The organism is Leptotrichia sp. oral taxon 218 (genome assembly GCF_018128225.1).
Classification (GTDB): Bacteria; Fusobacteriota; Fusobacteriia; order Fusobacteriales; family Leptotrichiaceae; genus Leptotrichia.
Map to the genome: position 1 here is coordinate 2,062,964 of NZ_CP072377.1, position 12,813 is coordinate 2,075,776.

Here is a 12,813-nt window from a genome sequence, read left to right on the forward strand (position 1 = left end):
TGTGCAACAAAGAAACTGAATTGCTGGGAACTCTTAAAGCTAGTATGACCACAACATAATACCTTCGTTCAAATATGGTATAAGTGTGAAGGTAGCGAAAGCAGAAAAAATATACTAGATGGTGCAAGGTTAAATCCTAAACATTATGATAATAGACAATCAGCAGCTAAGCCTGAAAAGGAAAGTTCAACGACTATCCCTCGTGAGGGGAGTACAATACAAGCGATTGGTATTGGAAGTGGTTTCGCCTAAGTCCTTGAAATAGGATATGGATAAGATATAGTCTGTGCTTGTTAGAGATAACAAGAAGTTCAAGGCTAATCTCCTTAATTTATTAAGGAGTACATATGCCATGAGAACTGCATAAGTAGTAGCGTACTTATGTGAACGACGCTTCCCGCTGTTGTGGGGTTTTAAAAACTTTAAAAATATTTAAAAATAAATAAAAATATTACTTTTTTGACAGATAAAATGTAGAATACATGGTATAATATCTCTGATGAAAAGGAGGTGATTATATATGTATTTAACATTAAAACAACAAGTAAAACATCTTAGTAAAAAGGAGTTTAGAAATTTAAAATATTTATCTCATATAGCCAAGAATTTAACTAATGAAGCTATATATAATATTAGACAACACTATTTTCAAAATAAAAAGTATTTAAGTTATAATGAAAACTATAAAATGCTTAAAAATAGTGAGAACTATAAAAAATTAAATTCTAATATGGCTCAACAAATTCTAAAAGAAGTAGACGGAAGTTTCAAATCATTTTTTGGACTTTTAAAACTTGCTAAAAATGGTCAATATGATAATAAGAAAATAAAATTACCTAAATATCTTGCTAAAGATGGATTTACAACTCTTGTTATAGGTTTTGTTAGATTAAAAGATGATATTCTGATAGTTCCTTATTCAAATTCGTTTAAGAAAACTCATCAGGAAGTTAAAATTAAGCTGCCACCAGTATTAAAAGGCAAGAAGATAAAAGAGATTAGAATAATACCAAAACAACATTCTAGGTACTTTGAAATTCAATATACTTATGAGGTAGAAGAAGTTCAAAGGGAATTAAATAAAGAAAATGCACTAGGAATTGATTTAGGTATAAACAATCTTTGTACTTGTGTTACAAATTCTGGAGCTTCATTTATAATAGATGGTAGAAAATTAAAATCAATAAATCAATACTATAACAAGACAAATGCAAAGCTGCAAAGCATAAAAGATAAGCAAAAGACCTCCCGCACAACATTAAGGCAAAAGAGAATAGCTAGAAAGAGAAATAATCGTATAGAAGATTATCTTTCAAAAGCAGCAAGAATAATAATAAATTATTGTCTTAATAATGATATAGGAAAACTAGTTCTAGGATGTAACGAAGATTTTCAAAGAAATTCAAATATAGGAAGTATAAATAATCAAAACTTTGTAAATATACCATATGGGAAATTAAGAGATAAACTAATATATCTATGTAAACTATATGGAATAGAATTTAAACTGCAAGAAGAGAGTTATACATCGAAAGCAAGTTTCTTTGATGGAGATGAGATTCCAATATATGATAAAGAAAATCAAAAAGAATATATATTCAGTGGAAAAAGGATAAAAAGAGGACTATATCAAACAAGTAAAGGCTATCAATTAAATGCAGATTGTAATGGAGCATTAAATATTTTAAGAAAAAGTAAAGTTGTGGACTTAAGCGTCCTATACAATAGAGGTGAGCTGAACACACCTAAAAGAATAAGGGTAGTGTAAAGCTATCAAACTTCTTAGAAGATTTTTGAATATTTTTAAAGATTTTAGAACCCTGCGACTTTAGTCGTGGGAGGTTCAGAAAATTAGATCAATTATTAAAGTGGGAAAATTTGGTTGAATCAGGAGCTATGGCAAAAATGGTTATTTTAAATGGCGATGTGAAAGTAAACGGAGAAATCGAAACTAGAAGGGGGAAAAAAATATATCCAGGTGATGTTGTAGAATTTAATGGAGAAAAAATTGTTGTGGAAAAAGAAGTTTAAAAAAACAAAAAAGGGAAAAAAATAATGTATTTAAGTCAAATAAATTTTAATAATTTTCGTTGCCTAGAAGATGATAAATTGGTGTTTAGTAAGGATTTTAACTTGATTTATGGAAAAAATGGACAAGGCAAGACTTCACTTATTGAAGCCATTTATTTTCTTGCGACAGGAAAAAGTTTTAGGACAAAAAAAGTTAAAGAAATGAAAAAATATAATTTTCATAGAGCAATTGTCTTTGGAAAATTTGAGACAAAGAACGGAAATAAAATTATTGCAATTGATGTCAACGAGGAAAAAAAAGATTATTATATAAATAAAAGAAAAAGTAAATATATAGATTATATTGGAAATTTAAATGTAATTTCTTTTATTCCAGAAGATATTGAAATAATTATGGGAAATCCCAATATTAGAAGAGGTTTTTTTAATTATGAAATTTCCCAGGCAAGAAAAGATTATTTGAAATCAATCGTAAGTTTTGAAAAAATATTGAAAGTTAGAAATAAACTTATAAAAGAAAAAAAAACTTATGAAGAAATTTATAAGATTTACAACAAAAAATTTATTGAAGAAGGTGTGAATATTATTATTCACAGAAGGGAATTTATAAAGAAAATATCGGACTTGCTAAATTTTAATTATCAGAAACTTTTTGATAAAAAAGCGAAGTTAAAGTTAAAATATGATTGTTTTTTGGGAATTGTAGAAAAAAAAAGCAGATCCGAATTAGTGGAAAAATTTAAAGAGCAATGTTTAAAAAAAATGGAACGGGAAAATTTTTTGGGTTACAGTTTGCTAGGACCGCAAAAAGATGACTTTGTCTTTGAGTTAAATGGAAAAAATGCGAAATCTTATTCTTCTCAAGGAGAAAAAAAATCAATAATATTTTCACTAAAAATTTCTGAGATTGATATTTTGATGGCGGAAAAAAATGAATATCCAATTTTTGTCATGGATGATATTTCTTCGTATTTTGATGAAATTAGAAAAAATAGCATTTTGGATTATTTTAAAAATAAAAAAATTCAGTGTTTTATAACTTCGACACAAGATTTAAAAATTTTTGGGAAACAATTTATTGTTGACGGTGGAAAAACTGAAGCGGGGGAATAAAAATGGAAGATAAAGTCAATAAATTAGGTAATTTAGCTAAATATATATATGATAAGAAAAAAATTTCTTTTTTTAATAATGAAAAATATATTTTGGAAAAAATAAAAAAAAATTGGGAAATATTTGTCGGTGGTCCAATTTTTGAGAGATCTGAGCCAAAAAGTCTGTTTGAAAAAAAATTGATTGTAAATTTGACTGATTCGACGGTTTATCATACATTTCTTATGCATAAAAATGTAATAAAAGATAGAATTAATAAATTTTTGGGTAATAATGTCGTGGAAGATTTAGAAATTCATAAAATAAATTATAAAATAAAAAGAGAAATTTTAGATGAGTTAATTGAAAATGAAGAAAATTTTGGAACTATAAAAGTTGGACAGATGTTGAGAGAACACGAAGTTACTAAAAGAAGATGGGGAAATAATAAAAAAAAGAACTTTTATAAAAAATTTTCTAAAAAAGGAAAAATTGATATAAACAAAGTTATTCTGCCAAAAAAAACAGTTGATGAAATCCATAAAACTATGGTTGAGAATACAAATTGTGACAAAGAGCTTTTAGAAAAATTGGAAAATATTTTGATAAAGATGGAAAAGCGGAGAATTTGTCTAAAAGAACTTGGATATGTTGAATGTAAGAGATGTGAAGGTTTGTTTAAACCTGTGAGAGATGAAAAAATTTGTTATGAATGCGAAATGACAATAAAAAATAGAATTTTTGAGAGTATGATGCGACTTATTCAAGAAAAGCCGTTTGTTGGGGAAAGACAGGCACTAAAGATTATAAAGACGGACAAAAAAACATATTATAAGGCTCGTGAAATTTTATCACAGCAAATTTATAATGAACTTTTGTACTTCTGTATTGAAAAAAATAAAGAGATTGGCACTAATGAAGAGTATAGTTTTGAAATTCGCAGTGAAGCCAAAAAAGAGATGGAAGATATGATAAAAAATTATATCAATTGCAAAATTGGGAGTGACAACAAAGAAGTCTTTAAAATTGAGCGAAAAAAAGTTTTGTGGAAACTTAAAAAAGAAGTGGAATTTAGAATGAAGTACAGATATAGATGAAAATATTAAAATTACAATTTAAAAATTCAGTTAAATAAAAACAAAAACAAAAATAAAAGTGAGAGCAAAAAGTAAAAGCAAATGCAAAAGTAAAAGTAAAAGAAAGGGAAAGGGAAATATAAAGTGAATGTGGAAGAACTGCTATTGGAAGCGGATAAAATGATAGATAAAAAGGAGTATGACAATGCTATGCTTTATTTAAAAACAGTTTTGGAAATAGATGAAAGCAATTTTATGGCATTGACTGGAATTGTTGAATTGTATTCTGGATTTGAGATGTATACAGAAGCAGAAAAATATGCTCAGAAACGCTATAATAAGTATCCTAAAGATAAAGATTCCATTTTTTCTTTAGCATATATTTATCAAGCGCTAGGAAAATTTAAAAAGGCAATTTCTGTTTATAAAAAATTTTTGGAAGTTGAAAATAATTATTTTGTAAAATTGAACTTGGCAATGTGCTATTCATTTTTAAAATATTTTAAAAAGGCTATGGAATATGTGGAAAAAGCTATTGAATTAGAGCCAAAAAGTGTTGAAGCATATTTTCAAAAAGGCGATATTTTAGCGATGATGAAAAAATATGAAAGTGCAATTTTACAATATAAAAGTCTTGTAAATTTTGAAGGAATAAATTTGGCTAAACTTTACGCTCGAATGGGAGATGTGATGGTTTATTCAAATAATATTAAAGAAGCTATAAAATATTATAATATTGCCATAAGCTGTGATGATGTGCAAGATTATATATTTGAAGATTTTTTTCAAGTACTGCTTCAAGCGAAGGAATATAAAGAAATTGAGCTTTTATTTTTAAATTATGAAAATTCTGGCTTATCCAGAATAAAAATGTTGAATTTGAAGGGACGATATTATCTTGCAAGAAAAGAATTTGAAAAAGCAGAAAAAGTTTGCCATAAAATGATAATACTTGAGCCAGAAAATTCCAGACATTATTATAATTTAATTTTTGTTTTGGGAAGAGAACATAAATATGATGAAGCTTTTGAGTGTATAAAAAATAATAAAAATATTTTAACAAATAAAAATATTGTAAATGAATTAAAGAAAAAATTGAGAGCTAGTAAAAGAAAATATGAAAAACTTATAAAATAAATAAAAAAAATAAATTTAAAATAATAAAAAAATAAAAAAAGAGGTCAAACAAAAATGAATGATTTCAAAATAAATAAAAATTATGAGAAAGAACTTTTAGTGAAAATATTAAAAAATTTTGATAAAATTGGAGAGTATGTCGTTCCGCCAGGGAGAAATGAGATAAAAAGGGTTGTTGTAAATGAAAAAAATTTTTTTAAAACAATAAATATAAAAAAATTTAAAAAGCCAAATTTTATTTCAAATATTGTTTATAAGTACACAAAAGGTTCAAAAGCTAAGCGTTCTTTTGAATATGCAAAAAAACTTTTGGAAAAAAATATAGGGACGCCAGAGCCAATCGCCTATTTTGATAAGTTTGGAAAAGATGAAAGAGATTACTATATAAGTGAAGATTTAAAATATGACTTTACTTGTCGGGAGATATTTTGGCCGGAAGATTATGAAAAAGTTAAAACAGAGTATTGGTATAAAAAAATTGAAGAAAAAAGAGAAAAAGTTATAAGACAGTTTGCTAAATTTTCTTATGATTTGCATGAAAAAGGGATTCAATTTGAAGATTATTCGCCGGGAAATGTGTTAATTGTGGAAAAAAATGAGAATTTTGAATTTTATCTTGTAGATTTGAACAGAATGAAATTTGATGTAAAAATGAACATTAAAAGTCGGATGAAAAATGTTTCTAGAATGATGGAAGATGAAAATCTGGCTAAAATTTTTTGTAATGAATATGCAAAATGTTGTAAATTGCCTGAAAAAATTTTTTATAAAAATTTGAATAGATTTATAAAAAAACATAAAAATTATGTGTTTATAATGGATTTGACTAGACCAGTTAGAAGAGCTTTTAAAAAGAAAAAATAATTTAAAGAAAAAGTAATTTTAAAGAGAGGAAAAAAAAGAAAGGAAAATAGGATGAGTAAAAATTATGATGTAATAGTAGTTGGAGCAGGACACGCAGGAGTTGAGGCGGCTTTGGCTTCGGCAAGACAAGGTTTGAAAACAGCCTTATTTACAATTTATTTGGACAGCATTGCCATGATGTCGTGTAATCCGTCAATTGGAGGGCCTGGAAAAAGTCATTTAGTTTCGGAATTGGGAATGCTTGGCGGTGAGATGGCAAGACATATTGACAAGTATAATTTGCAGCTTAAAAATTTGAATCATACAAAAGGACTTGCTTCCAGAATAACGAGAGCTCAAGCTGATAAATATAAATATAGAATTAAAATGAGAGAAATTGTGGAAAATCAGAAGAATTTGGATGTTGTTCAAGCTATTGTTGTGGATTTGAAAGTTTGCAACAAAAAGGTTTGCGGAGTTTTGGACAATTTTGGAATTGAGTATGGGGCAAAGGCAGTTGTGCTTTGTACGGGGACATTTTTAGGTGGAGAATATATTATGGGAGATGTAAAATATTCTTCGGGAAGAGTGGGAGAACCTGCGAGTGTCGATTTACCTAATAGATTGGAAGAATATGGCTTTGAGCTGGACAGATACCAGACAGCAACACCTCCTAGAATTGCTAAAAAGTCTATAGATTTTTCTAAAATGCAAAAGTTGGGTGGAGAGAAAAATCCGAGATATTTTTCTTATGAAACTGAAAAAGAATATGCTGAAATTCTTCCCACTTGGCTTACATTTACAACGCCAGAAACAATAAAAGTTGGACAGGAAATGTTAAAATATTCGCCGATTGTAACTGGAATTGTGAGTACAAAAGGGCCGAGACATTGTCCTTCGCTAGATAGAAAAATTATGAATTTTCCGCAAAAAACTGATCATCAGATATTTTTGGAACAGGAATCGATAGAGTCGGATGAAATTTACATAAATGGATTTACGACGGCTATGCCACCGTTTGCACAAGAAGCTATGCTGCATACAATCACAGGCTTGGAAAATGCTCAAATTGTGCGATATGGCTATGCTGTAGAGTATAATTTTATTCCAGCTCATCAGCTTAATTTGACACTTGAGACAAAAGTCGTGGAAGGACTTTATACTGCAGGAACGATTAATGGGACAAGCGGATATGAAGAAGCGGCGTGTCAAGGATTTATTGCTGGGGTTAATGCAGCTAGAAAAGTTTTGGGAAAAGAAGAAATTGTGATTGACAGAAGTGAAGGATATATCGGAGTTTTAATTGATGATATAATAAATAAAAAAACGCCGGAACCTTATCGAGTATTGCCGTCAAGAGCTGAATATAGGCTTACTTTAAGACAGGATAATGTTTTTATAAGACTTCTTGAAAAATCAAAAGAAATCGGGATTTTGGACAGAAATACGACAAAAAAATTGGAAGATGCTGTAAAAGAAATTGACGAGGAAGTAAAAAGATTGAAAGAAATTACAATTTATCCAACAAAAGAAAATAACGAAAAATTAAAAAATATTGAAGGTGGCACAGAAAATAGCATGAATAGTCCCGTTTCGGCATTTGACTTTTTAGCAAGAAAAGAAATTAATTATGATAATTTAAGTGAGTTTTGTGAAACTTTAAATTTATCAAAATTGGCGAAAGAGCAAGTTGAAATAAATGCGAAATATAAAATTTTTATAGAGAGGGAAAAAGCTCAGATTGAAAAATTTAAAAAGTTGGAAGAAATGGAAATTCCAGAAAATTTTGACTATGAAAATGTAAAAGGGCTTAGTAATATAGCAATTTCTGGATTAATTTATGGAAATCCTAAAAATATTGGACAAGCTAGTAGAATAAGCGGAGTAACTTATAACGATATTTCGATTTTGATTGCGGTATTAAAAAATTAAATAACTAAAAATCTAAAAATAAAATTATTAAATTAAATAAATTTATAAAAAAAAACAAAACTAAAAATAGGAAAAATAGAGCTTTTCAAAATTTTTAGTTTTGTACATCCAGAATTTGATTTAATTTTTTATTTTTTACATTAAAGTATACCTTAATTTTTTAAAATAGTCAATGAAAAGTGAGTAAATTAATTATATAAATTTGTAAAATTTTTTGAATAGTAGTATAATAATTGTATATTAAATTTTTTTATCATGAAAGGATGGAATTTTATGAAAAACGAAAGATATGAATTGAATAAAAATTTAGCACAAATGTTAAAAGGTGGAGTTATAATGGATGTTTCCACTCCTGAACAGGCAAAAATAGCTGAAGCGGCTGGAGCGGCGGCGGTTATGGCACTTGAAAGAATTCCAGCTGATATCAGAGCTGTGGGTGGAGTTTCAAGAATGAGTGACCCTAAAATGATTAAAGGTATTCAGGAAGTCGTTTCAATTCCAGTAATGGCAAAAGTTAGAATTGGACATTTTGTGGAAGCACAAATTTTAGAAGCGATAGAAATTGACTACATAGATGAAAGTGAAGTATTGTCACCTGCCGATGATAAATTTCATGTAGATAAGAAAAAATTTAAAGTTCCTTTTGTATGTGGAGCAAAAGATTTGGGAGAAGCTCTTAGAAGAATAGCTGAAGGAGCTTCAATGATAAGAACTAAAGGTGAGCCAGGAACTGGGGATGTTGTACAGGCAGTAAGACATATGAGAATGATGAATCAGGAAATAAGAAGAATACAGAATATGAGAGAAGATGAACTTTATTTTACAGCTAAGGAATTGCAAGTTCCTTTTGATTTAGTAAAATATGTTCACGAAAATGGTAAATTGCCAGTAGTGAATTTTGCAGCAGGTGGTGTTGCTACTCCTGCAGATGCGGCTTTGATGATGCAGCTTGGAGCTGAAGGTGTATTCGTTGGATCGGGAATATTCAAATCTGGAGATCCTGTAAAAAGAGCTCAGGCGATAGTTAAAGCTGTTACTAACTATAATGATCCAAAAGTGTTAGCCGAAATTTCTGAAGATTTAGGAGAAGCTATGGTTGGAATCAATGAAAATGAAATTAAGTTACTTATGGCTGAAAGAGGTAAATAATGAAAATCGGTGTATTGGCTTTACAGGGAGCTTTTGCAGAACATAGAAAAATGCTGGAGAAACTTGGGATAGAATCATTTGAAATAAGAAAAAAATCTGATTTAAGCAATGCTGTTAATAATAATGATATTGACGGGTTAATTATTCCAGGTGGAGAAAGTACAGTTATCGGAAAGCTGCTTTATGACCTTGATTTATTTGATGACATAAAAAAGCTTATTTTGGAAGGATTACCTGTATTTGGTACTTGCGCAGGATTAATTCTTTTGGCAAAGGAAATTGAAAATGACAGTCGGACTTATTTGGGAGCAATGGATATAAAAGTTAGAAGAAATGCTTATGGAAGACAGCTTGGAAGTTTTTTTACCGAAAGTGAGTTTAAAGGAGTTGGAGTTATTCCAATGACATTTATTCGAGCACCGTATATTTCAAGTGTGGGAAAAAATGTGGAAATTCTTTCAGAAGTCAACGGAAATGTTGTCGCAGCTAAGGAAAATAATATTCTTGTGACTTCGTATCATCCTGAGTTAAATGATAATCTTAAAGTACATGAGTTTTTTGCTGAGATGTGCAAAGTGAACTACTCCCGCTTTTAGAAGCGGGAGCTTCTTGGGAAGTATCTGCTTTTGTTAGCCAAATATATTTACCAAGCTCTTCGGGTAGTTCCTACCCTGTTTTTTTTTATATTTTTCTAATATTTCAACATCAATTTTCCAATATTTTTTATATTCAATGCCGCATTGTAATCTCTATCAATTTCAATTCCACAGCACTCACATTTATAACTTCTTTCTGATAATTCCAGTTTCTCTTTAACATTTCCACATTTACTACAAGTTTTCGACGATGGAAACCACTTATCTATCTTCAAAAATTGCTTTCCTAAAAACATCAGTTTATACTCAAGCATCTTCAAAAACATTCCCCATCCATTATCTCCTACACTTTTCCCCAAATTTAATGCCTGGCTCATCCCTTTCATATTCAAATCCTCGACAATCACAGCATTATGTTCTTTGGACAATTTTTTCGATAATTTATGTAAAAAATCTCTTCGACAATTTTTGATATATTCATGCAATTTTGATATTTTCGCTTTTTGTTTATACCAATTTTTAGAAAATTTCACTTTTCTTGACAATGACTTTTGTAATTTTTTCAATTTTTTCTCCAATATCCTAAAATATTTTGGATAATCAGCTCTTTGGTTTTCAGAACTGACAAATAATTCAGACATTGAAAAATCAAGTCCAATTACTTTATCATTACTTGGTATTTTTTGAATTTCTTTTTCAAATTCTGTCAAAACCGAAACATAATAACTTCCATTGCTGTTTGTCAATGTTACCGACTTTATTATATAATTCTTTGGTATTTCTCTATGATATTTCAATTTTATTCTTTTCAGTTTTGGCAAAACCAAATATTTGTTTTCTTCAATTCTTATCGAATTATTCACACAATTTGTCGTGTAACTTTTAACATTATTCTTTTTAGATTTAAACTTTGGAAACTTCGCTCTCTTCTGAAAAAAATTCGTAAACGATCGTTTTACATTCAATTGAGCATTTGAAAGTGCTAGACTGTCTACTTCTTTCAAAAATTGGTTTTCACTTTTCAAACTGGCAGGTGTAATTATTTTATTTTTCCCAGTTTCTTCATAAATTTTATTTGCTGTATACAAAATTGTATTGTAAACAAAACGAACACATCCAAAAGTCTTATTTATCAATAATTCCTGCTCTTTATTTGGATAAATTCTGTATTTGAATGCCAAATTATATTTCATGAAATTACACCTCCTTTTGATTTTGAATATTATTTTTAATTATTTTTATTCAATATTTTATACAAAAATTGTATCATAAGAGTATACTTTTTTCAATTTTTTTACAAAAAAAGCAATTCATCTCCCACTTGTAGAAGTCGGAGACTTCTTGCTATCTTTTTGTTAAATTAATAATATATATTTATTGTATTTTTTTATATATTATTAGTGTTGCACTTGATTTATGTAATGCACAATATATACCAAAAAAATATTAAAAAAACACTTGACATAAGAATAAATATGTAGTATAATTGTTTTTGTAAATTTGTTTAGCCTTGGTGGCGAAATCGGTAGACGCACAGGACTTAAAATCCTGTGGAATATTATTCCGTGCCGGTTCAAGTCCGGCTCGAGGCACCACTAACAAATATTAGATTGTCGCGGGATAGAGCAGTCAGGTAGCTCGTCGGGCTCATAACCCGAAGGTCGTTGGTTCAAATCCGGCTCCCGCCACCAAATTATGCCTAGATAGCTCAGTTGGTTAGAGCATACGGTTCATACCCGTAGGGTCGGAAGTTCGAATCTTCTTCTAGGCACCATTTTAAAAAATAATTTAAGGTAGGAAGTTAATTAGCTTTCTTTTTTTTTGTTTAAAAAACTTGACTTAATTCAATATTTGATGTATAAAATTTAAATAAATAATAACAAAAGGAAAAATGATTATGAAAATTTTAATAATGAGATTTAGCTCGTTTGGTGATGTTTTGCTGACGACTCCTGTAATCAGAGCGATTAAAAAAAAATATCCAGATGCCACAATTGATTTTGCCGTCTATGACGCTTTTTCACAAGCAATTTCACTTAATCCAGATATCCGAAAACTTGTGATTTTTGAAAAGAAAAAAAGTAAGGATAAAGAATATATAAAAAATATAATTTCTCAATTAAAAAAAGAAAAATATGATTTTGTGATTGATTTACATTCTAAAATTTTGTCGAGAATAATCGGAATAAAATTGAAAAATTCTAAAACTAAATATTTTCGCTACAAAAAAAGAAAATGGTGGAAGACTCTTTTGGTCAAAGCGAAAATTATTGATTATAATGCTGACTGCACGATTGTGGAAAGTTATTTTTCTGCACTAAAAAAATTGGGAATTGAATTTTCTTGGAAAAATAAAAAAAATGGACTTGGGGATGCGTTGGAATTTTATGTGGAAAATTCAGTAGAAAAAAATTTGATTGAAAAATATGATTTAAAAAATGAAGATTATTTTGTTCTTGCGCCAGGAGCTTCTAAATTTACGAAAAAATGGCCATTTTACAATGAACTAGCGAAAGATTTGTTAAAATATTTTTCCCAAAAAAATATAAAAATTTTTGTGATTGGTGGAAAAGAAGATGAAAAAATTGTGCAAGACGATGAAAATGGGAGAATTATTAATTTATGTGGAAAAATTTCTTTTAAAGAAAGCGGAATTATTTTGAAATATGCAAAAATTGCTGTTGTAAATGACTCTGGACCATTTCATATAGCTCGTGCTGTCAAAACTCCAACTTTTGTATTTTTTGGACCAACAGATCCAAATTTATTTTCTTTTGAGAAAAATACTTTTTTAATAAAGAATCCAAATTGTAAACCTCACTCGCTTTATGGAGATGACAAATTTCCTAAAAAATACGAAGACTGCATGTCAGGAATATCTGTAAAAGAAGTAATGAAAAAAATAATTTTTGAATATGAAAAAATTATTAAAAATAAAAATAATTTGAAATAAGGAG

Annotated in this window: 11 protein-coding genes and 3 tRNA genes; 13 read left to right on the top strand and 1 reads right to left on the bottom strand. The window is 28.7% G+C overall.

Annotated features, from left to right (window positions below):
• The first annotated feature begins 520 nt into the window (after positions 1–520).
• The 9 genes from J5A73_RS09820 (at position 521) to pdxT (ending at position 9,856) form a co-directional block, all read left to right on the top strand.
• Positions 521–1,768 (top strand): RNA-guided endonuclease TnpB family protein, encoded by a 1,248-nt coding sequence (locus tag J5A73_RS09820; protein WP_211615365.1) that lies wholly within the window; start codon positions 521–523, stop codon positions 1,766–1,768.
• A 41-nt stretch (positions 1,769–1,809) separates the two neighbouring features.
• On the top strand, positions 1,810–2,031 hold the full coding sequence (locus J5A73_RS09825; protein ID WP_211617448.1) for an RNA-binding S4 domain-containing protein: 222 nt from the start codon (positions 1,810–1,812) through the stop codon (positions 2,029–2,031).
• A gap of 24 nt (positions 2,032–2,055) precedes the next feature.
• Complete coding sequence (locus J5A73_RS09830) at positions 2,056–3,144, top strand: DNA replication/repair protein RecF (RefSeq protein WP_211615367.1); 1,089 nt, start codon at positions 2,056–2,058, stop codon at positions 3,142–3,144.
• Between the two features lie 2 nt (positions 3,145–3,146).
• Positions 3,147–4,220 (top strand): DUF721 domain-containing protein, encoded by a 1,074-nt coding sequence (locus J5A73_RS09835; RefSeq protein ID WP_211615369.1) that lies wholly within the window; start codon positions 3,147–3,149, stop codon positions 4,218–4,220.
• 129 nt (positions 4,221–4,349) lie between these two features.
• On the top strand, positions 4,350–5,336 hold the full coding sequence (locus J5A73_RS09840) for a lipopolysaccharide assembly protein LapB (RefSeq protein ID WP_249069274.1): 987 nt from the start codon (positions 4,350–4,352) through the stop codon (positions 5,334–5,336).
• A 54-nt stretch (positions 5,337–5,390) separates the two neighbouring features.
• Positions 5,391–6,200, top strand: coding sequence for a lipopolysaccharide kinase InaA family protein (locus J5A73_RS09845; RefSeq protein WP_211615373.1), 810 nt, complete (start codon positions 5,391–5,393; stop codon positions 6,198–6,200).
• A 51-nt stretch (positions 6,201–6,251) separates the two neighbouring features.
• Positions 6,252–8,111: a tRNA uridine-5-carboxymethylaminomethyl(34) synthesis enzyme MnmG gene (gene mnmG, locus J5A73_RS09850; RefSeq protein ID WP_211615375.1), complete on the top strand. Its 1,860-nt coding sequence runs from the start codon at positions 6,252–6,254 to the stop codon at positions 8,109–8,111.
• 273 nt (positions 8,112–8,384) lie between these two features.
• Positions 8,385–9,260, top strand: coding sequence for a pyridoxal 5'-phosphate synthase lyase subunit PdxS (pdxS, locus tag J5A73_RS09855; RefSeq protein WP_094079532.1), 876 nt, complete (start codon positions 8,385–8,387; stop codon positions 9,258–9,260).
• Entirely contained in the window at positions 9,260–9,856 is a 597-nt protein-coding gene (pdxT, locus tag J5A73_RS09860; protein WP_211615377.1) for a pyridoxal 5'-phosphate synthase glutaminase subunit PdxT, read from the top strand. Before pdxS ends, pdxT begins: the two co-directional genes overlap by 1 nt.
• Before the next feature lie 95 nt (positions 9,857–9,951).
• On the opposite strand, the gene J5A73_RS09865 is transcribed toward pdxT, so the two are convergent.
• Positions 9,952–11,049, bottom strand: a complete 1,098-nt coding sequence (locus J5A73_RS09865) for an RNA-guided endonuclease TnpB family protein (protein ID WP_211615379.1) — start codon at positions 11,047–11,049, stop codon at positions 9,952–9,954.
• A 314-nt stretch (positions 11,050–11,363) separates the two neighbouring features.
• On the opposite strand from J5A73_RS09865, the gene J5A73_RS09870 reads away from it, so the two are divergent.
• The 4 genes from J5A73_RS09870 (at position 11,364) to J5A73_RS09885 (ending at position 12,809) form a co-directional block, all read left to right on the top strand.
• A tRNA-Leu gene (locus J5A73_RS09870) sits at positions 11,364–11,451 on the top strand.
• 19 nt (positions 11,452–11,470) lie between these two features.
• A tRNA-Met gene (locus J5A73_RS09875) sits at positions 11,471–11,547 on the top strand.
• Positions 11,548–11,553: 6 nt separating this feature from the next.
• Positions 11,554–11,630, top strand: a tRNA-Met gene (locus J5A73_RS09880).
• 123 nt (positions 11,631–11,753) lie between these two features.
• A complete protein-coding gene (locus J5A73_RS09885; RefSeq protein ID WP_211615381.1) occupies positions 11,754–12,809 on the top strand; it encodes a glycosyltransferase family 9 protein in 1,056 nt (351 codons plus the stop codon).
• The last annotated feature ends 4 nt before the right edge of the window (positions 12,810–12,813 follow it).